This window comes from Streptomyces sp. LN549 (genome assembly GCF_043203805.1).
Classification (GTDB): Bacteria; Actinomycetota; Actinomycetes; order Streptomycetales; family Streptomycetaceae; genus Streptomyces.
Map to the genome: position 1 here is coordinate 4,342,361 of NZ_JAZHRI010000002.1, position 18,792 is coordinate 4,361,152.

At 71.0% G+C, this 18,792-nt stretch carries 18 protein-coding genes; 7 read left to right on the top strand and 11 right to left on the bottom strand.

The window, feature by feature from the left end; translation table 11 throughout:
* Window positions 1-43 precede the first annotated feature (43 nt).
* The 7 genes from SH922_RS19515 to pdhA all read right to left on the bottom strand — a co-directional run bounded on the left by SH922_RS19515 (window position 44) and on the right by pdhA (window position 8,812).
* On the bottom strand, window positions 44-1,033 hold the full coding sequence (locus SH922_RS19515; RefSeq protein ID WP_393059219.1) for an NAD(P)H-quinone oxidoreductase: 990 nt from the start codon (window positions 1,031-1,033) through the stop codon (window positions 44-46).
* A 114-nt stretch (window positions 1,034-1,147) separates the two neighbouring features.
* The gene (locus SH922_RS19520) at window positions 1,148-2,221 is read right to left on the bottom strand and encodes a potassium channel family protein (protein WP_393063624.1); all 1,074 of its coding nucleotides are present in this window, start codon (window positions 2,219-2,221) and stop codon (window positions 1,148-1,150) included.
* 20 nt (window positions 2,222-2,241) lie between these two features.
* Window positions 2,242-4,074, bottom strand: a complete 1,833-nt coding sequence (locus tag SH922_RS19525) for a molybdopterin molybdotransferase MoeA (RefSeq protein WP_393063625.1) — start codon at window positions 4,072-4,074, stop codon at window positions 2,242-2,244.
* Window positions 4,075-4,130: 56 nt separating this feature from the next.
* Window positions 4,131-4,979 carry an NTP transferase domain-containing protein gene (locus SH922_RS19530; protein WP_393059220.1) on the bottom strand — a complete coding sequence of 283 codons (849 nt, stop codon included), beginning with the start codon at window positions 4,977-4,979 and terminating at the stop codon, window positions 4,131-4,133.
* A gap of 217 nt (window positions 4,980-5,196) precedes the next feature.
* Window positions 5,197-6,621: a dihydrolipoamide acetyltransferase family protein gene (locus SH922_RS19535; RefSeq protein WP_393059221.1), complete on the bottom strand. Its 1,425-nt coding sequence runs from the start codon at window positions 6,619-6,621 to the stop codon at window positions 5,197-5,199.
* Window positions 6,621-7,652 (bottom strand): alpha-ketoacid dehydrogenase subunit beta, encoded by a 1,032-nt coding sequence (locus SH922_RS19540; protein ID WP_326737364.1) that lies wholly within the window; start codon window positions 7,650-7,652, stop codon window positions 6,621-6,623. Before SH922_RS19540 ends, SH922_RS19535 begins: the two co-directional genes overlap by 1 nt.
* Window positions 7,649-8,812 (bottom strand): pyruvate dehydrogenase (acetyl-transferring) E1 component subunit alpha, encoded by a 1,164-nt coding sequence (gene pdhA, locus SH922_RS19545; protein WP_393059222.1) that lies wholly within the window; start codon window positions 8,810-8,812, stop codon window positions 7,649-7,651. The genes SH922_RS19540 and pdhA overlap by 4 nt, the downstream gene beginning before the upstream one ends.
* Window positions 8,813-9,074: 262 nt before the next feature.
* Here pdhA and SH922_RS19550 point away from each other — a divergent pair, with 262 nt between their 5' ends.
* Window positions 9,075-9,581 (top strand): Lrp/AsnC family transcriptional regulator, encoded by a 507-nt coding sequence (locus tag SH922_RS19550; protein ID WP_393063626.1) that lies wholly within the window; start codon window positions 9,075-9,077, stop codon window positions 9,579-9,581.
* Window positions 9,582-9,611: 30 nt separating this feature from the next.
* On the opposite strand, the gene SH922_RS19555 is transcribed toward SH922_RS19550, so the two are convergent.
* Window positions 9,612-10,205 carry a TetR/AcrR family transcriptional regulator gene (locus SH922_RS19555; protein ID WP_393059223.1) on the bottom strand — a complete coding sequence of 198 codons (594 nt, stop codon included), beginning with the start codon at window positions 10,203-10,205 and terminating at the stop codon, window positions 9,612-9,614.
* A gap of 123 nt (window positions 10,206-10,328) precedes the next feature.
* Here SH922_RS19555 and paaN point away from each other — a divergent pair, with 123 nt between their 5' ends.
* On the top strand, window positions 10,329-12,029 hold the full coding sequence (paaN, locus tag SH922_RS19560) for a phenylacetic acid degradation protein PaaN (protein WP_393059224.1): 1,701 nt from the start codon (window positions 10,329-10,331) through the stop codon (window positions 12,027-12,029).
* Window positions 12,030-12,183: 154 nt separating this feature from the next.
* Here paaN and SH922_RS19565 read toward each other — a convergent pair whose 3' ends face one another.
* From SH922_RS19565 to SH922_RS19575, 3 genes are read right to left on the bottom strand one after another with little or no spacing between them, the layout of a single operon-like run.
* Window positions 12,184-12,918, bottom strand: coding sequence for a TrmH family RNA methyltransferase (locus SH922_RS19565; protein ID WP_393059225.1), 735 nt, complete (start codon window positions 12,916-12,918; stop codon window positions 12,184-12,186).
* The gene (locus SH922_RS19570) at window positions 12,915-14,174 is read right to left on the bottom strand and encodes an HTTM domain-containing protein (RefSeq protein ID WP_393059226.1); all 1,260 of its coding nucleotides are present in this window, start codon (window positions 14,172-14,174) and stop codon (window positions 12,915-12,917) included. Before SH922_RS19570 ends, SH922_RS19565 begins: the two co-directional genes overlap by 4 nt.
* A complete protein-coding gene (locus SH922_RS19575) occupies window positions 14,171-15,043 on the bottom strand; it encodes a DUF5819 family protein (RefSeq protein ID WP_393059227.1) in 873 nt (290 codons plus the stop codon). Before SH922_RS19575 ends, SH922_RS19570 begins: the two co-directional genes overlap by 4 nt.
* 114 nt (window positions 15,044-15,157) lie before the next feature.
* On the opposite strand from SH922_RS19575, the gene paaA reads away from it, so the two are divergent.
* Genes paaA through SH922_RS19600 form a run of 5 tightly spaced genes read left to right on the top strand, consistent with a single transcriptional unit; the run spans window position 15,158 to window position 18,718 of the window.
* Window positions 15,158-16,162 carry a 1,2-phenylacetyl-CoA epoxidase subunit PaaA gene (gene paaA, locus SH922_RS19580; protein WP_393059228.1) on the top strand — a complete coding sequence of 335 codons (1,005 nt, stop codon included), beginning with the start codon at window positions 15,158-15,160 and terminating at the stop codon, window positions 16,160-16,162.
* On the top strand, window positions 16,159-16,449 hold the full coding sequence (gene paaB / locus SH922_RS19585) for a 1,2-phenylacetyl-CoA epoxidase subunit PaaB (RefSeq protein WP_219572877.1): 291 nt from the start codon (window positions 16,159-16,161) through the stop codon (window positions 16,447-16,449). The genes paaA and paaB overlap by 4 nt, the downstream gene beginning before the upstream one ends.
* On the top strand, window positions 16,446-17,147 hold the full coding sequence (paaC, locus tag SH922_RS19590; protein ID WP_393059229.1) for a 1,2-phenylacetyl-CoA epoxidase subunit PaaC: 702 nt from the start codon (window positions 16,446-16,448) through the stop codon (window positions 17,145-17,147). The genes paaB and paaC overlap by 4 nt, the downstream gene beginning before the upstream one ends.
* Window positions 17,141-17,659, top strand: a complete 519-nt coding sequence (gene paaD / locus SH922_RS19595; RefSeq protein WP_393059230.1) for a 1,2-phenylacetyl-CoA epoxidase subunit PaaD — start codon at window positions 17,141-17,143, stop codon at window positions 17,657-17,659. The genes paaC and paaD overlap by 7 nt, the downstream gene beginning before the upstream one ends.
* Entirely contained in the window at window positions 17,660-18,718 is a 1,059-nt protein-coding gene (locus SH922_RS19600) for a 2Fe-2S iron-sulfur cluster-binding protein (RefSeq protein ID WP_393059231.1), read from the top strand. It begins immediately after the preceding gene.
* Window positions 18,719-18,792 lie beyond the last annotated feature (74 nt).

The following is an 18,792-nucleotide window of genomic DNA, read 5'->3' on the forward strand; positions in this document are numbered from 1 at the left end:
TGTGCCGGGCCCTTCACGCGTTCTTGGGCTCTGCGGGGCGGGATCAGGCCGTTGCAGGCGCCTGCAGGAGGACCTTGCCGACGTGGGTGCTGGACTCCATCACCCGGTGGGCCTCTGCCGCGTCCTGCATCGGCAGTGTGCGGTCCACGACCGGCCGGACGACGCCGTCGGCGATCAGCGGCCAGACGTGTTCGCGTACGGCGGCCACGATCGCGGCCTTCTCGGCAAGCGGGCGCCCGCGCAGCGACGTCGCCGTGACGGCAGCCCGCTTGCTCAGCAGGGCACCGAGGTTCAGCTCGCCCTTGGCCCCGCCCTGGAGACCGATGATCGCGAGCCGCCCGTTGACGGCGAGTGCCTGTACGTTCCGGTCCAGGTACTTCGCGCCGACGATGTCGAGGATGACGTCCGCACCCGCCCCGTCCGTCGCCTTGCGGAGCTCCTCGACGAAGTCCTGTTCCCGGTAGTCGATGAGGATGTCGGCGCCGAGCTCCGCACAGCGGGCCAGCTTCTCCGGCCCTCCGGCGGTCACGGCGACCCTGGCGCCGACGGCCTTGGCGAGCTGGATCGCCATCGTGCCGATACCGCTCGACCCGCCGTGCACCAGCAGCGTCTCGGCGGGGCGCAGATGGGCCACCATGAACACGTTGGACCAGACGGTGGCCGTCACTTCGGGCAGCGCCGCGGCGAGCGTGAGGTCCAGCCCGGCCGGTACGGGGAGCAACTGCCCGACGGGGACGGCGACCTTCTCCGCATAGCCACCGCCCGCGAGGAGCGCGCACACCTCGTCGCCGACCGACCAGCCGACGACTCCGGGGCCGAGGGCCGAGATACGGCCCGCGCACTCCAGACCGGGATAGGCGGACGCACCGGGCGGCGGGTTGTAGAAGCCCTGCCGCTGGAGCACATCGGCCCGGTTGACCGCGCTGGACACGACATCGACGAGGACCTCGCCCTCGCCGGGTACGGGATCGGGCACCTCGGCCCACACGAGCGCCTCGGGGCCACCGGGTTCGGGGATCGTGATCGCATGCATGGCCGCGAGGCTACTCCGTGGCGGGTGGACGGCCACGTTGCGCGGTGGTGCGGCGCGGGACAGCCGGCGGATCCGCGCCGCGCCTGGCGGGGGACAGCCGGCGGTCCGCTTCGCTCAGGCGCGCGGGGCCGCCTGCGGCGGGTGGTTCAGGGGCGGTTCGTTGGAGGCGCGCACGATGGTGATCAGCCGGTCCGTCAGCTGCAGCGGACTGGCCGCCGGATCGTCGTACCCCAGAAGCCGGTGTCCGCGCAGGACGCTGACCACCAGGTCATCGGTCTCCCGGACGCTCTTGCCCACCTCGGCCTTTATGACCGGCCGTTCGACAAGATCGAGTCCACTGCCCTGCTGGATCAGGTCCTCCATCACCGTGCCCGCACTGGGGCTGAGTACGGAGAGACCGAGCAGCCGGCCCGCCGCGCTGGCGCTGGTGATGACGGCATCGGCGCCGGACTGCCGCAGCAGGGGAGCGTTCTCCTCCTCGCGCACCGCGGCCACGATCTTCGCGCCGCGGTTGAGCTGACGTGCGGTCAGTGCGACCAGCACCGCCGTGTCGTCGCGCTGGGTGGCGATGATGATCTGCCGCGCCTTCTGCAGCTCGGCCCGCAGCAGCACATCGCTACGTGTCGCGTCCCCAAGCACGCCGGTGAAGCCCTCGGCGTTGGCGATCTCTATCACCTTGGACGCCGGGTCGACGATGACGATCTGGTCCTTCCGCAGCCCGGTGGCGCAGAGGGTCTGGATAGCCGAACGGCCCTTCGTGCCGAAGCCGACGACGACGGTGTGGTCACGCAAGTTGGTTCTCCAACGCTTCAGCCGGAAGTCCTCGCGGGTCCGTTCCGTAAGGACCTCAAGGGTGGTGCCGACCAGGATGATGAGGAAGAGGACGCGCAGCGGCGTCACCAGCAACACGTTCACGAGCCGGGCGCTGTCGCTGTACGGGGTGATGTCGCCGTATCCGGTGGTGGAGAGGGTGACCGTCGCGTAGTACACCGCGTCCAGCAGGTCGACCTTGCCGTCGGCGGCATCGTGGTAGCCGCCACGGTCGACCCAGACGATCAGCACCGTCACGGCAAGCACCGCCAGAGCCATCATCAGCCGCTTGGCGACCTGGCGAGCCGGTCCGTCGACGACCCTGCGCGGGAGCATCACCCGGGTGGGGACGACATGTTCGTCGGCGTGCCTGGCCATCGCGTCATGGCCGGGAAGTTTCACGTGAAACACCCTTCAGTCCACGGCGTCGCCGGGGCCCACGGTAGATCGAGGATCTCCACCTCGGTGCCGGACCGTACCCCGCCCGGCTCCACGACGGCCAGCCCGTCCGCGGCGGCGACGCCACGCAGCATGGCAGGACCGTTGTAATGCAGGGGTACGACGTGATCCGCACCGCTTCCGGTTCCCTTGCTGTCGCGGCGAGTTGCCGAACCGGGAGCGTGGCCGGTGGCGGGGGCGTCGGCTGTGCGATGGACCACGGGGACCAGACGGGTGTCGTGCGGATGGCCGTGCACGTCGTCGCGTATGGCCACCCGGTAGGCGTCCTCGGGGGTCCGGCCTGCCAGACCCCCGAGCAGCGGCTCGGCCAGGGTGAGCAGCCCGGACACTGCGGCCAGTGGGTTGCCTGGCAACCCGACCAGATACGGACCTCCGGCTGCCAGCCGGGCCAGCAGCATGGGGTGGCCAGGTCGCACGGCCACCCCGTCGACGAGCAGCTCGGCACCGATCCGCGCCAGGACGGGGTGCACATGGTCGACAGGTCCGGCGGCGGTGCCTCCGGTGGTGACGATCAGGTCGGCGTCGGAGCCGGTGACGGCCTGCTGAAGGGCCTCCGCGTCGTCGCCGAGGCGGCGCGGCGCGGAGACTTCGGCACCCAGCGCGCGCAGCCAGGGGCCGATCATCGGGCCGAGCGCATCCCGGATCAGGCCGTCGTGCGGCAGCCCGGCAGTAAGGAGTTCGTCGCCCAGCACGAGGACGTCGATGCGTGGCCGGGGCCGGGTCGGGAGTTCGTCGTACCCGGCGGCTGCGGCCAGTCCGAGGACGGCGGGCGTCACCAGCGTTCCGGCAGGGAGGAGTTGGTCGCCCGAGCGGCACTCCTGCCCGCGCGGCCTGATGTCCTGCCCGGGACCCACCTGCCGCTGGGCGTGCAGCAACCCCTTGGCCCTGTCGGCGTAGGCGTGTTCGCTTCGGATGACGGCGGTGACGTCCGCCGGGATCCGGGCTCCTGTGGCGATGCGGATGGCATCCCCGTCGGGGATCGGGGCAGGTGTGGCGTGGCCGGCGAGGATCCCCTCGCTGTCCCGGATGGTCCACGGTCCCGGCCCTGCGACGGCCCAGCCGTCCATGGCGGAGGTGTCGAAGGGCGGCAGGTCGGTGAGAGCGGCGAGCGGCTCGGCGAGCACGTGCCCGAGCGCCTGGTCGAGAGGAAGCCGCACGGTACGTGGAGGAACCGCCCGCCCTGCCCTGGCGGCAACAGCACGGGCCTCGCCCCACGGAGTGGCGCGGGTGTGCGGCCGGTCGTGGGGGGCGGGCCGGTCCCGGTCGGGCGCGGGAGAGGGCTCAACGCGGTCAGGGGGGTTCGGGCCGGCGCTGTGGGCGGATGCGGTGGAGCTCGCGTGGCGGGGAGAGGCGATGGGGTCCCCGTGCCACGGGGAGGCGGCTGGATCGGTCCGGGCCGGATTCGAGGGGTGGGGCTCGGCCCCAGGCCCTCCCGATGGGGCTGCTCCCGGGTCCGGCCCCGGGTCCGGCTCTGGGTCTGCTCCCGGGTCTGGTCCTGGGGGCGCCTGTCGGCCGACCAGGGCGAGGGCCTGCGCCACGGCCCGCTCCTCGTCGGCCTCGGCCTCGGCAGCGCTGTTCCGTTCGGCGACCCGGCCGGGCTCCGGAGCCCCGGCCGTCCCGGCCGTCCGAGCCGTCCCGGTCGTTGCTGCCGTCGCGCCCGACCTGCCCGCCGCGCCCGCCGCGCCCGCCGCGTCCGTCGCGTCCGCCGCGCCCGTCGCGTCCGTCGCGCCCGTCGCGTCCGTCGCGTCCGTCGGGGGAGGGAGCCTTCCCATGGCCGGAGGGAGCGGGTCCGTATCGGGCGACCGTTCGTAGCCGCCGCTGGGGCCCGTCATGGCGTCTCGGTTTCGTCCGCCCACCGGAGGGCGAGCGCGGCAGCCTTCCGGGCGGCCTCAGCCACTGCCTCGGGGCCGCCACCGTCACCGCTCGCCTTCGCCGCCGCGTAACCGACCAGGAAGGTCGTCAGGGGCGCGGCAGGGCGGGCGACACCGTGGGCGGCATCACGGGCGAGGTCGAGCAGGACGCCGGTGTCGACGTCGAGTTCGATGCCCAGTTCGTTCTTGACTGCGGTGATCCATTCGTCGAGCACGGTCCCATGCTCCCTGATCCGGGCCCGGGCCGAAGCGATGTCCTCCCAGGTGTCGCAGTCGAACGAGGCGAGCGGGTCCGCCGCCACTCTGGACAGCTTCAGTTCGTGGGTGAGCAACCGCAGCGGCAGACCGGCCAGACCGCCGTGCTCGGTGGCGATGAGCGCCAGTTCGCGACGCAACGGCTCCGCCCGGTAGACGGCGACCAGCGGCTGGTCCCGGCCGTCCTGATCGGTGCAGACAGCGCCCTCCACATCCCCTTGGTCAGCCGCTCCCAACAACGCACCGACCGTGTCCGCTCCCAGGAACGGCAGATCGGCGGAGAGCACGAGTACGCGCTCCGCCGACGTGTGCCGCACTCCCGCACCGAGCGCGGCCAACGGGCCGCCGCCCTGAGGTTCTTCGCGCGTCCAGGTCACCGCGCGCGCGGTGGGCCGCCTTCCCCCCACCACCACGGTGGTCCCGGCACCGGCACAGGCGCCGAGCACCCGGTCGAGCAGCGCGCGGCCGCCGACCAGGACCCCGGGCTTGTCTGCGCCGCCGAGCCGCTTGGCGGCACCTCCGGCGAGAACGATGGCGTCATACGCGGTCATGCCCCCGAGTATGCGTGCCACACCGCCCGGTGGATCCTCCCGGTCCACGGTCCCGTGGCCCCACACGGAACAGATGGGGAACGGGACAGACAGGGAACGGGGAGCACCGGATCACCGGAGTTCCGAAAGAACAACGAACGGGCCCCGGCCGCCCGGCGCACAGCCGAACTACGCCTGACCGCCCGGCCCACAGCCGAACTACACCCGCCCGTGCGCCCTACAACGTCCGCAGCAGCACCGCCGGCTGTTCCACGCAGTCGGCCACGTAGCGCAGGAAGCCTCCCGCCGTACCGCCGTCGCAGACCCGGTGGTCGAAGGTCAGCGAGAGCTGGACGACCCGTCGCACGGCCAGCTCGCCCTCGTGCACCCACGGCTTGGGGACGATCCGGCCGACGCCGAGCATCGCCGCCTCCGGGTGGTTGATGATCGGCGTCGATCCGTCGACCCCGAACACCCCGTAGTTGTTGAGCGTGAACGTGCCGCCGGTCAGCTCCGCCGGCCTCAGCGTCCCCGTCCTCGCCGCCTCGGTCAGCCGGGCGATCTCCGCCCCGATCGACTCCGCGTTGCGCTCCTGCGCGTCCCGGACGACCGGGACGACCAGCCCGCGCTCGGTCTGGGCCGCGAATCCGAGGTGGACCTCCGGCAGCCGGACGATCTCACGCGCTTCCACGTCCACCGTGGAGTTGAGCTCGGGATACCGGGCCAGGGCCGCCGTGCAGATACGGGCGAGGAGCGCGAGCACCGACACCTTCGGACCCGCACCTGGACCGCCGATGCTGTTCATCGCTGCCCGGGCCGCCATCAGCTCGGTGGCATCGGCGTCCACCCAGCACGTGGCGTCGGGGATCTCGCGCCGGCTGCGCGCCAGCTTGTCGGCGACCGCGCCCCGCACACCGCGCAACGGAATCCGTTCGCCGAGGGTGCGTGCCGACGGCCCGGCCGCCACCGCGGTCCGTGCCGCAGGCGTCGCGGTCCGTGCCGCAGGCGTCGCGGCCGACGTCCCGGCCGATGCGGCGGGCGGGGCCGCAGCCGCCGACCGGATGGCGGACTCGACGTCGGCCCGCAGGATCAGCCCGTCGGGCCCGGATCCCGCGAGCTGCCGCAGATCGAGGTCGTGCTGCCGCGCAAGCTTGCGCACCAGCGGGGAGACGACGGCGACCGGCCCCCGTACGCCATCCGCACCCCGGCCGGGGACGGCAACCTCACCAGGGGCCGCAGGGGCGGAGGCAACAGTGGCTGCGGCAGGAACCGAGAGCCCCTCCGGCCGGACCCGCCGACGCCGCACCGGCGGCGCCCCGGTCCCGTACCCCACCAGCACATTCCCGGACCCGGACGACTCCGCCCCAGCGTCCGCCGCGTCGGAGCCGGTGCCGGTGCCGGTCACCGACGGTTCCACACTGCCGACGGCGACCGTCAGCAGCGGCGCGCCGACGGGCAGTTCCGTGCCTTCGTCGCCGAAGCGTGCGGTCACCACGCCCCCGTACGGGCACGGCACCTCCACCATCGCCTTGGCCGTCTCGACCTCGACGACCGGCTGATCGATGGCGACGACGTCGCCGACCTCCACCAGCCAGCGCACGATCTCCGCCTCGGTCAGCCCTTCACCGAGGTCCGGTAGCTTGAACTCGAGTACCTGAGGCATCAGTTGTCCGCCTCCCACTGCAGTCGTGCGACGGCATCGAGCACCCGGTCCACACCAGGCAGATGGTGGCGCTCCTGCATCGGCGGCGGGTACGGGATGTCGAAACCGGCGACGCGCAGCACCGGCGCCTCCAGATGGTGGAAGCAGCGCTCGGTGATCCGGGCGGCGATCTCGCCGCCCGGACCGCCGAAGCCCGTGGACTCATGGACGACGACCGCGCGCCCGGTACGCCGCACCGATGCGGCGACGGTCTCGTCGTCGAACGGCACCAGTGACCGAAGGTCGACGACTTCGAGGTCCCAGCCCTCCTCGACAGCGGCCTGCGCCGCCTCCATGCAGACCGGCAGCGACGGTCCGTACGTGATCAGCGTCGCGCTGCGCCCGGGGCGGCGCACGACCGCCCGCCCGATGGGTTCGACCGCGGCGGGTGCCTGCGGCGACCAGTCCGCCTTCGACCAGTAGAGCCGCTTGGGCTCCAGGAAGACCACCGGGTCGTCGGACGCGATCGAGGCCCTCAGCAGCCCGTACGCATCCTCGACCGTGGCGGGCGTGACGACATGGAGGCCCGGGGTCGCCATGTAGTACGCCTCCGAGGAGTCGCTGTGGTGCTCGACGCCGCCGATTCCGCCGCCGTAGGGGACCCGGACGGTGATGGGCAGCGGCATCGCGCCCCCGGTCCGGTTCCGCATCTTGGCGACATGGCTGATGAGCTGCTCGAACGCCGGATAGGCGAAGGCGTCGAACTGCATCTCCACGACGGGCCGGAGCCCGTACATCGCCATGCCGACGGCCGCCCCGAGGATGCCGGCCTCGGCCAGCGGGGTGTCGGTGCACCGCTCGTCGCCGAACTCCTTCGCCAGACCGTCGGTGATCCGGAAGACCCCGCCGAGCGTTCCGACATCCTCACCGAGGACGTGCACGGAGGGGTCCTCGGCCATCGAGTCGCGCAGCGCGCGCCCGAGTGCCTGCGCCATGGTCGCGGGCTTGGCCTTCGCCGTCCGCTCCCGGGCCGTGGCCGCTGCGGTGGTCATCGCCCTGTACCCCTGTCGTCCGTACCCTGCTGGTCGTTCTCCGCGTCCAGCTCGACCCGCAGGCGGGCCGCCTGCTCGCGCAGTTGTGTGGTCTGCTCCGCGTACACATGGGCGAAGAGGTCCATCGGGTCGAGCACCGGGTCCGCGTTCATCCGCTCCCTCAGCTGCGCCGCCATCTGCTCCGCGGCCACGCGTGCCTCCTCGATGCCGTCGTCGCCGAGCAGTCCGCGCCCGGTCAGCTCGCGCTCCATGAGCTGGACCGGATCGTGTGCCCGCCAGGCCTCGACCTCGCTGTCGCCGCGGTAGCGCGTCGCGTCGTCGGCGTTGGTGTGCGCGTCCATCCGGTAGGTGACAGCCTCCACGAGCGTCGGGCCGCCGCCGCTCCTGGCTCGTGCCACCGCCTCGGAGAGCACCTGGTGCACGGCGGCCGCGTCGTTGCCGTCGACCAGCCGGCCGGGCATCCCGTACCCCACGGCCTTGTGGGCCAGGGACGGTGCCGCGGTCTGCTTGGCCAGGGGTACGGAGATGGCGAAGCCGTTGTTCTGCACGAGGAAGACGACCGGGGCCCGCCAGACGGCCGCGAAGTTCAGCGCCTCGTGGAAATCGCCCTCGCTGGTGCCGCCGTCACCGACCATGGCGAGCGCCACCACGTCGTCCCCCTTGAGCCGCGCCGCGTGGGCCAGACCCACGGCATGCGGCAGCTGGGTGGCGAGCGGGGTGCACAGGGGGGCGATGCGGTGCTCGCGTGGGTCGTACCCGGTGTGCCGGTCGCCGCGCAGCAGGGTCAGGGCCTCGACCGGGTCCAGTCCCCGTGCCACGGCCGCGAGCGTGTCGCGGTAACTGGGAAAGAGCCAGTCCCGCTCCTCCAGCACGAGGGCGGCCGCGACCTCGCAGGCCTCCTGCCCGGTGCTCGACGGATAGACGGCGAGCCGGCCCTGCTTGGTGAGGGCGGTCGCCTGTGCGTTGTACCGCCGGCCGCGCACGAGCTCCGCGTAGAGCCGCAGCAGCAGCTCGGGGTCTGCGGCGGCCACGGCGTCCGTACCGAGCACGCGGAACGGCTCGGGGTCCGGGAGCAGGGGCGCGGGATCGGTGAGCGGCTTCCAGGCCGGGGGCGGCGTGGGCCGGTAGGCGGCCGCGCCGGGCAGCTCTTGGACCGTCATGACAAGCACCTCCTGGCGTCGAGGGGTATCGAGCGACATCCGGCGGCATCAGGGGTGCCCGATGCCGAGGGGTGTTGATATATGTCGAAATAACGAAAGCCGTGCGAGGCACGAATGTGGTGCGCCTCACCTACCGATTGTTCGGTCGCGAGCGCATTTTGGCTACAGGCACCGCCAGCCTGTGGACAAACGGTTCTCCACAGCCTGGGATGGGCACAGGTCGTCCAGGACGGGGAGGCACGCGAACATGGCAGCTGAACAAATGGCCGACGGGGGCGAGGAGCCCGGCCGGGTTCCCCCGGCGCGCCCGCTCGACGCCGTCGACGACGCCATCCTCCGACTGCTCCAGACGGACGGCCGTGCCTCGATACGGTCGGTGGCCGACCGCGTCCATGTATCGCGGGCCAACGCGTACGCCCGGATCAACCGCCTCATCGACGACGGTGTGATCCGCGGCTTCAGCGCGCGGGTGAACCATGAGCGGGCGGGGCAGGGAGCCTCCGCTTACATCACGCTCAAGATCGTCCAGAATTCCTGGCGCACCGTGCGGGAACAGCTCCAGGCCTTGATAGGAGCCACGCACATCGCGCTGGTCAGCGGCGATTTCGATGTTCTGCTGCTGGTGCACACCCCGGACAACCGGTCGCTGCGCGAGCTGGTCCTGACGAGAATCCAGGCCATTCCGGAGGTGCTCTCCACCCGCACACTGCTGGTGTTCGAGGAGACGGATCTGGCCCCGGGCTCCGACCGGCCCACGGAACTCACATGAACCGGGGTGCCCCGGTGGGCGGCCGACGGCTCAGCGGCTGGACTTCATGCCTTCGAAGGCCAGCTGTACGACGGTGTCGGCGAGCCGCTCCCCCTCCGCGCCGCCGTCGGACAGCGGCCGGAACCACTCCACCAGCGAATTGACCATCCCGAACAGCAGCCGCGTCGCCAGCCGTATGTCCACGTCGGAGCGGAGATCACCGTCCGCGACCGCCGCCTTGAGGAGATCGGCCACACGCTGGTCGAACTCACGCCGCCGCTCGAGCGCCCAGCGCTCCGTCTTCGTGTTGCCCCGCACCCGCAGCAGCAGCGTGACGTAGGGAAGTTCGGCTATCAGCACCTCGACGGTGCGCCGCGTGACGTACTCGACGCGCTCGATCGCACGGCCCCGCGTCGCGCCGGACTCGTCGAGGATGCCGAAGAGCCCGTCCAGTGCCCGGCTGACCGCGCGCCGCAGCAGTTCTTCCTTGCCGGCGACGTGATGGTAGATGGACGACTTGGAGATGCCCGCCGCCTTCGACAGGTGCTCCATCGACGTGCCGTCGTAGCCGCGCTCGTTGAAGACACGGACGGCGACGGTGAGCAGAGTCTCCGGGGTGTACGTGTCCCGCTTGGCCGTGGTCATGCCCGCGATCCTCCCCTACGAGTTGTCCACAGGTTTCGTGGGCCCCCTTGTCCCGACCGATCGTTCGGTTACTCTAACTCTGTCCGCCCGCCCCTGCCCAGCTCGATGAGGAGTTGGTCCGTCATGGCCGCCGAGCTCTCCCCGCACCTGCTGTCCGAGAAGCACCGCCCCACGCTCGACCGGGCCCTCGACGCGATCCGCTCGCGTGCCTACTGGTCGCCGCATCCCGAGCACCCGAAGGCCTACGGCGAGGGCGGCGCGCCCGGCAGCCTGGGCGCCGCCGAGGGCAAGGCCGCCTTCGACGCCTTGCTGCACACCCGTCTCGACCTGGGCCAGCCCGGGACCGACGGGTGGACGGGCGGCGAGATCTCTCCGTACGGTCCGGAGCTGGCCGTCGAGTATCCGCACGCCGACCTCGACGTGCTGCTCCCCGCGATGCGCGCGGGTGTCCCCGCCTGGCGCGAGGCCGGCCCCGAGACGAGGGCCCTGGTCTGCCTGGAGATCCTGGCGCGGATCAGCGCCCGCACCCATGAATTCGGTCACGCGGTGATGCACACCAGCGGCCAGGCCTTCATGATGGCGTTCCAGGCCGGCGGCCCGCACGCCCAGGACCGCGGCCTGGAGGCGGTGGCGTATGCGTACGAGGAGCAGATGCGCACGCCCCGGACCGCCGACTGGTCGAAGCCGCAGGGCAAGCGCGACCCGCTCGACCTGCACAAGACGTTCACCGCGGCCGGACGCGGCATCTCTCTGCTGATCGGCTGCAACACCTTCCCCACGTGGAACGGCTACCCGGGCCTCTTCGCCTCCCTCGCCACCGGCAATCCGGTCCTGGTCAAACCGCACCCCCGCGCAGTGCTCCCGCTGGCCCTCACCGTCCAGCTGGCACGCGAGGTGCTCACCGAAGCGGGCTTCGACCCCAACCTGGTCGCGCTGGCCGCCGAGCACCCGGGCGAGGGCATCGCCAAGACCCTGGCGGTCCGTCCGGAGATCAGGATCATCGACTACACCGGCTCCACCGAATTCGGTGACTGGCTGGAGGCCAACGCCCGCCAGGCGCAGGTGTACACGGAGAAGGCCGGGGTCAACACGATCGTCCTGGACGCCACGGACGACTACCGCGGCATGCTGGCCAACCTGGCGTTCTCGCTCTCCCTCTACAGCGGCCAGATGTGCACCACCCCGCAGAACCTCCTGATCCCCCGGGACGGCATCACCACGGACGTCGGCGACAAGTCGTACGACGACGTGGTCACCGACATCGCCGCGGCCGTCACCGGACTCCTGGGCGACGACGCCCGGGCGAACGGCCTGCTGGGCGCCCTGGTCAACCCGGCGGTGAAGGCCCGCCTGGAGGCGGCCGCACAGCTGGGCGAAGTGGCTCTGCCCTCGCGGGAAGTGACCAACCCGGACTTTCCCGATGCGGTCGTCCGTACACCGCTGATCGTCAAGCTCGACGGCAGCAAGCCGGACGCCGATTCGCCGTACTTGTCGGAGTGCTTCGGCCCGGTCTCGTTCGCGGTCGCGGTCGATTCGACGGCGGACGCGGTGGAACTGCTGCGCCGCACCATCCGCGACAAGGGGGCGATGACGGTCGGCGCCTACACCACCTCACCGGAGGTGGAGCGCGCGGTGGAGGACGTCTGCCTGGACGAGTCGGCCCAGCTCTCCCTGAATCTGACCGGTGGGGTGTACGTCAACCAGACGGCGGCGTTCTCCGATTTCCACGGCTCGGGAGGAAACCCCGCGGCAAACGCGGCGCTGTGCGACGGCGCCTTCGTCTCCAACCGCTTCCGCACCCTGGAAGTCCGCCGCCAGCGCTGAGACCCACGCAGGCCAACCTGCCCCTTCCAGAACCACCCGCCCCCCTCCAGCCCCTCCGGCATTCGAGGAGCGGGGTCCGGGGTGGATCCCCGGTTACGGGAAGGGGCGGGGAGGGGACGAGACCCGCCGCAGGCGCCCCGCCCTCCCCCTTCCCCTACGCTCCCGCCCCCGGAATATCCGCGTACCGCTGCACCCACGCATGCATCGCAATCGCCGCCGCGGCCCCCGCATTGATCGACCGCGTCGACCCGAACTGCGCGATCGAGCACACCATCGAGGCGTGCTTGCGTGCCTCCTCGGTCAGGCCGGGCCCCTCCTGCCCGAACAGCAGCACACAGCGCCGCGGCAGCTCGGTTCGCTCCAGCGGCACCGCGCCCGGCAGATTGTCGATGCCGATGATCGGCAGTCCTTCGGCCGCCGCCCAGGCGGTCAGGTCGGCGGTGTCCGGGTGGTGACGGACGTGCTGGTAGCGGTCGGTGACCATCGCTCCGCGACGGTTCCAGCGCCGCCGCCCCACGATGTGCACCTCCTTGGCGAGAAAGGCGTTCGCGGTGCGCACGACGGAGCCGATGTTGAAGTCGTGGCCCCAGTTCTCCACCGCCACGTGAAAGTCGTGCCGCCGCAGGTCGAGATCGGCGACGATCGCTTCCCGCGTCCAATAGCGGTATGCGTCGCCCACGTTGCGCCGGTCGCCGTGGGCGAGCAGCTCAGGGTCGTACCGCTCGCCCACGGGCCAGGGCAGTGGATGCGGCCCGACGCCGATCTCCGTCCCGAACCCCTCGTCGTACTGTGCCGGCTCGTCCGTCGCCGACTCCACGGACGGCTCGGCCGCCCCGCCCGCACCACCGGTGCAGTCTGTGCTGCTTGTACTGCCTGTCTCACTGCTCACCCGACGAGCGTATGGCCCCCGTCTTCGCGGTGCTGCCACGCCTCCCGGTCCTCGGCGCCGGCGGCGGCACCGGCACCGGCGTCCTCCCCCGCACCGTCCCGCGGCCCCGGCACCTTGCCGCGCCGCCGGAACAGCAGATCCCGCCCGAGGGCCGCCCTTCCTCCGAGCCACACCAGAAAGACGGTCGGCAGGAAGACGGCATCCGCGGCGATCATGGCCATGGAGAAGAAGGGGAGCCCCAGCAGCAGGGCGATACCGAGGTGCTCGCAGATCATCGCCACGAGCAGCACGTTCTTGACGCGCCGGTTGAACAGGGTGAAGGGGAAGGCGACCTGTACGACGACCGTGGCGTACGTCAGCACCATCACCATCACACCGCTGGACGCCAGAAGGTCCGAGAGGCCGGGCCAGGGCGTGAAGTAGTCGAGATTGAGCGGGTAGTACAGCGCAGTGCCGTCCTGCCAGCGCGAACCCTGGATCTTGTACCAGCCCGCGGTCGCGTAGATCAGACAGACCTCAGTCATGATCACGACGAGTGTGGCGTTGTGAGCGAGGTTGGCGATGACGTCGAGCAGAGTGCGCGGCTCGCTGTGCGGTGCGTACCGGTTCACGGCCCACCAGACGCCGTGCCCGATCCACAGGACCCAGAAGAAGACCGGCAGCCAGGCAGTCCCGCCCAGGTTCTCCGTGACCGTGGCCCAGATGAGGACCGCGCCGAAGGCCACCCACAGCAGCGGACCGGCCACACCACCCGGGCGAGGGTCTCCGGCGGCCGTGCGCCGCGCCCGGCGGGCGTCCAGGGACCAGACCTGTCCGCATCGGGTCAGCACCAGATAGATCGCCATGAGGTGGATGACGTTGTCGCCGCCGTCGCCCATGAAGATGCTGCGGTTCTGCAGGGAGAGCACACCGACCATGAACAGCACGGACATGGCCCGGGTGTGCCAGCCCACCATCAGCAGTGCGGAGGCGACCAGCGCCAGCGCGTACACGACCTCGAACCAGGCAGCGCTGTCCGACCACATCAGCGTGGTGAAGGCCTGATTGCCGGAGATCAGCTGCTGCCCCATGTCCCAGCGCCACGGGCCGTCGGGGCCGTACATCTCGTTCCGGTGCGGAATTTCGCGCAGCAGGAACAGGAGGTACGTGGCGGAGAAGCCGATCCGGATGACAGCGCTCTGGTACTGCCCCAGGGACGCGGCAGTGATGCGCTGGATGCCGCGGGCGAGCGTGCGGTCGAAGCCGGGTGTGCTCACTGGTCCGCCTCCTCGGCGTCGGCCGAGCCCTTGGGGAGGTCGGCCGCGGTGACGGTCCACCAGGGCAGTACCCGGAAGGACGGCTTGGTGCTGATCCTCTCGTCACTCCACGTGGGGGCCGCGACCGACCGGACCTCGGACCGGACCTGGATCCTCAGAACGTCGCCGCCGTAGTCGTGGCCACTGAGGCGCAGCATCACGATGCGCCGAATGTACTGCTCGGAAAGTTTGCCGCGCAGGCCGTTGGCCCGGTTCTGGCTGTCGTGCGAGCCGAGGTAGAAGTCCCAGCCCCGGCGGAGTTCGTTCTGCTGGACGTGGCTGGGCAGCAGATTGCCGCGTATCGCCTCGCCGTCCTCGCCGGAGAGGTTCATCCAGGGGGTGGTCCGTCGCTTCTCGGGGCCGGATATCTCGGCGCGCACGTGCACGGCGATGTTCTGCTGCAGAGGATTGGGGGCGAAGAGCTTCCAGTTCTGCTCGAACTCGGGGTAGATCCATTGGTCGACCGCCTCGCCGTGCTGTTTGGTCAGCGTGTTCGAGGGGGCGACGTGCAGGAACACCATGGCCAGCTGGATGCCGGCGATCAGCCCGATCACCGACAGCGCCACAGCGGCGACGACCTGGTACGGAAACGAGAGCCCGGCCATTCCGACGCGCGGCTCGGCGCCGGTGAGGTGGTGGTCCGCATCGGCGCGCAGGCCCGGATCGGGCCGGGGCTCAGAGTCGGTACGGGGCTCACGCTCGGCACGGGGCTCAGGGCCGATACGGGGCTCAGGAACGGTCCGCGCATCGGGGTCGCCCACGGCCTCGCCTCCGCCGCCGACCTTCCCACCGACACCCCCGCCGACGCCCTTGTCGTCGTACGAATCCATCCCGCCCCGATCCCCGTCGATCCCGGTCAGTTATCCACAGGGTTGACACCCTACGGGCCGCAGACTCACCATTGAAGACATTGAACCGAACGATCGGTCGGTAGGGAGTCCGGGATGGCGGCAGTGACTGCGGGCCAGACAGCGCAGGCGACAGCAGGCAGTACCGATGGGGCGGACGGAGCTCTGGAGGCGGCCTTCGACGCCGCGGTGGCGGCCGACGAGCGCATCGAGCCACGCGACTGGATGCCCGACGCCTACCGCGCCTCGCTGGTCAGGCAAATGGCCCAGCACGCACACTCCGAGATCATCGGCATGCAGCCGGAGGCCAACTGGATCACCCGCGCTCCCTCGCTGCGCCGCAAGGCCATCCTGATGGCCAAGGTGCAGGACGAGGCGGGACACGGGCTGTATCTGTACAGCGCGGCGGAGACCCTCGGCACGAGCCGCGAGGAACTGCTCGACAAGCTGCACGCGGGGCGCCAGCGGTATTCATCGATCTTCAACTACCCGACCCTGACCTGGGCGGACGTCGGCGCCATCGGCTGGCTCGTGGACGGCGCCGCGATCACCAACCAGGTCCCTCTCTGCCGCTGCTCCTACGGCCCCTACGCCCGGGCCATGGTCCGCATCTGCAAGGAGGAGTCCTTCCACCAGCGCCAGGGTTACGAGCTGCTGCTCGCCCTCGGCCACGGGACACCGGCGCAGCACGAGATGGCCCAGGACGCCGTGAACCGGTGGTGGTGGCCGTCCCTGATGATGTTCGGCCCGCCGGACGACGCCTCGTCGCATTCGGCGCAGTCGATGACCTGGAAGATCAAGCGCCATTCCAACGACGAGCTGCGACAGCGCTTCGTGGACATCTGCGTGCCGCAGGCCGAGGTCCTGGGCCTCACCCTCCCCGACCCTGACCTCCGGTGGAACGAGGAGCGCGGTCAGCACGATTTCGGGGCGATCGACTGGACGGAGTTCCAGGAGGTCCTGAAGGGCAACGGACCGTGCAACGAGCAGCGCCTCACTCAGCGCCGCCGGGCTCACGAGGAAGGCGCCTGGGTCCGGGACGCGGCCGCCGCGTACGCACAGAAGCAGACGGATGTACCGAACGGGGAGGCAACAGCATGAGCAGCTCGACCGACTGGCCGCTGTGGGAGGTGTTCGTGCGCTCGCGGCGCGGGCTCTCCCACACCCACGCCGGCAGCCTGCACGCCCCGGACGCCGAGATGGCCCTGCGCAACGCACGCGACCTGTACACGCGCCGCTCCGAAGGCGTCTCCCTCTGGGTGGTGCCGTCCAGCCAGATCACGGCGTCCTCACCGGACGAGAAGGACACGTTCTTCGAACCGGCGGGTGACAAGCCCTACCGGCACCCGACGTTCTACGCGATCCCGGACGGGGTGAAGCACCTGTGACCGCGGCCCTCGCACTCGGCGACGACGCTCTGGTGCTGTCGCACCGGCTGGGGGAGTGGGCGGGCCATGCTCCCGTGCTGGAGGAGGAGCTCGCCCTCGCCAACATCGCCCTGGATCTGCTGGGCCAGGCCCGCGTCCTGCTCTCCCTGACCGGCGACGAGGACGAGCTGGCCTATCTGCGCGAGGAGCGAGCCTTCCGCAACGTCCAGCTGGTCGAGCAGCCGAACGGCGACTTCGCCCACACCATCGCCCGTCAGCTGTACTTCTCCGTCCACCAGCACGGGCTGTACGAGCAGCTGGCGGCCGGTGACGGCGAGTTCGCCGGACTGGCGGCCAAGGCCGTCAAGGAGGTCGCCTACCACCGGGACCACGCCGAGCAATGGACCCTGCGCCTCGGTGACGGCACGGCCGAGAGCCACGAGCGCATGCAGCGCGGGGTGGACACCCTGTGGCGCTACACCGGCGAGCTGTTCCAGCCCGTCGAAGGCGTGGACGTGGACTGGCAGGCACTGCACAGTCGCTGGCTGGACTCCATCACCGCCGTGCTGGAACGGGCCACGCTGACCGTGCCCGCTGGACCACAGTCCGGCGCCTGGACGGCCGGCGCCGGCAGGCAGGGCATCCACACGGAGCCCTTCGGCCGGATGATCGCCGAGATGCAGCATCTGCACCGCAGCCACCCGGGGGCGTCATGGTGACCTGGACGGCTCTGGAGGAGGAGCTGCGCAGCCTGGCGGGCTCCGTCCCCGATCCGGAGCTGCCCGTACTGACCCTGGAGGAGCTGGGCGTGCTCCGGGGCGTGGAGGTGCTCGCACCGGGCCGCGTCACGGTACGGCTCACCCCGACCTACACCGGATGCCCCGCGATAGAGGCCATGTCCACGGACATCGAGCGGGTGCTGCACGACCACGGCATGATCGAGGTCTCCGTGGTCACCGTCCTCTCCCCGGCCTGGTCCACGGACGACATCAGCGCGGAAGGACGGCGCAAGCTCGCCGAGTTCGGCATCGCGCCCCCGCGGCCGCACGATGCCGTGTCCGCCTCCACCTCTGCCTCCGCAGGGCCCGTACCCCTCACCCTGTCGGTGCACTGTCCGCACTGCGGCTCGACCGACACGGAGCTTCTGAGCCGGTTCTCGTCGACCGCCTGCAAGGCGCTGCGGCGCTGTGTGTCGTGCCGTGAACCGTTCGACCACTTCAAGGAGTTGTAGATGTTCCATCCGCTCCGGGTCAGCGCGATCGAGCGGCTCACGGACGATTCGGTGGCCGTCACCTTCGCCGTGCCGCCCCAGCTTCGCGAGACCTTCCGCCACAAGCCCGGCCAGCATCTCAATGTCCGCTACACCGTCGGTGGCGAGGAGATCCGGCGCTCGTACTCGATCTGCGCACCGGCCACCGAGCAGCCTGCCGAGCCGGCGCTGCGAGTGGGCATCCGGCTCGTCGACGGCGGCGCGTTCTCCACGTACGCACTCAAGGAGCTGGCGGTCGGCGACCAGATCGAGGCGATGCCTCCGATGGGGCGCTTCGTGCTCGCCCCGCGGGCCGGGCAGTTCGCTGCGATCGTCGGCGGCAGCGGCATCACCCCGGTGCTGTCCATCGCGGCGACCCTGCTGGCCCGGGAGACCGATGCCTCGTTCTGCCTGATCCGGAGCGACCGGACCGCCGCGTCGACGATGTTCCTGGATGAGGTCGCCGACCTCAAAGACCGCTATCCGGACCGATTCCAGCTGGTCACCGCGCTCTCCCGGGAGGAACAGCAGGCGGGTCTCCCCTCCGGCCGGCTCGATGGCGAAAGGCTCACCGGCCTGCTGCCGGCACTGCTTCCGGTGACTGAGGTCGATGGCTGGTACCTGTGCGGTCCGCTCGGCCTGGTCCAGGCCTCCGAGGGCGCGCTGCACGGTCTCGGCGTCGACCGGACCCGCATCCACCAGGAGATCTTCCACGTCGAGGACAGCCTCGACGCATCCACCCGGCCACGGGTCGTGGCTTCCACCCACAGCACGCTCACGGCAACCCTGGACGGCCGCTCGGGCACGTGGCCGGTACAGGAGGGCGAGTCGCTGCTGGAGACGGTGCTCCGTAGCCGTTCCGACGCGCCGTACGCCTGCAAGGGCGGGGTGTGCGGGACCTGCCGGGCCTTCCTGGTCTCGGGCGAGGTGCGGATGGACCGCAACTTCGCACTGGAGCCGGAGGAGACGGACGCGGGGTATGTGCTGGCCTGCCAGTCCCATCCGGTCACCGGGGAGGTGAAGCTCGACTTCGACCGCTGACCCGTTGCGGCCGCGGGTCTGCCGACGGCTGGGCGGCAGCGCCGCACACCCCGCCGAACACACGCAGCACTCAG

Bases quoted from the DNA above. Each gene is read 5' to 3' on its own strand.
- SH922_RS19600 (WP_393059231.1), top strand. From the start codon at position 17,660: ATGTTCCATCCGCTCCGGGTCAGCGCGATCGAGCGGCTCACGGACGAT.
- SH922_RS19530 (WP_393059220.1), bottom strand. From the start codon at position 4,979: ATGACCGCGTATGACGCCATCGTTCTCGCCGGAGGTGCCGCCAAGCGG.
- paaA (WP_393059228.1), top strand. From the start codon at position 15,158: ATGGCGGCAGTGACTGCGGGCCAGACAGCGCAGGCGACAGCAGGCAGT.
- SH922_RS19540 (WP_326737364.1), bottom strand. From the start codon at position 7,652: ATGACCACCGCAGCGGCCACGGCCCGGGAGCGGACGGCGAAGGCCAAG.
- SH922_RS19550 (WP_393063626.1), top strand. From the start codon at position 9,075: ATGGCCGACGGGGGCGAGGAGCCCGGCCGGGTTCCCCCGGCGCGCCCG.
- SH922_RS19555 (WP_393059223.1), bottom strand. From the start codon at position 10,205: ATGACCACGGCCAAGCGGGACACGTACACCCCGGAGACTCTGCTCACC.
- pdhA (WP_393059222.1), bottom strand. From the start codon at position 8,812: ATGACGGTCCAAGAGCTGCCCGGCGCGGCCGCCTACCGGCCCACGCCG.
- SH922_RS19575 (WP_393059227.1), bottom strand. From the start codon at position 15,043: ATGGATTCGTACGACGACAAGGGCGTCGGCGGGGGTGTCGGTGGGAAG.
- SH922_RS19520 (WP_393063624.1), bottom strand. From the start codon at position 2,221: ATGGCCAGGCACGCCGACGAACATGTCGTCCCCACCCGGGTGATGCTC.
- SH922_RS19525 (WP_393063625.1), bottom strand. From the start codon at position 4,074: ATGGGAAGGCTCCCTCCCCCGACGGACGCGACGGACGCGACGGGCGCG.
- paaD (WP_393059230.1), top strand. From the start codon at position 17,141: ATGGTGACCTGGACGGCTCTGGAGGAGGAGCTGCGCAGCCTGGCGGGC.
- paaN (WP_393059224.1), top strand. From the start codon at position 10,329: ATGGCCGCCGAGCTCTCCCCGCACCTGCTGTCCGAGAAGCACCGCCCC.
- SH922_RS19535 (WP_393059221.1), bottom strand. From the start codon at position 6,621: ATGCCTCAGGTACTCGAGTTCAAGCTACCGGACCTCGGTGAAGGGCTG.
- paaB (WP_219572877.1), top strand. From the start codon at position 16,159: ATGAGCAGCTCGACCGACTGGCCGCTGTGGGAGGTGTTCGTGCGCTCG.
- SH922_RS19515 (WP_393059219.1), bottom strand. From the start codon at position 1,033: ATGCATGCGATCACGATCCCCGAACCCGGTGGCCCCGAGGCGCTCGTG.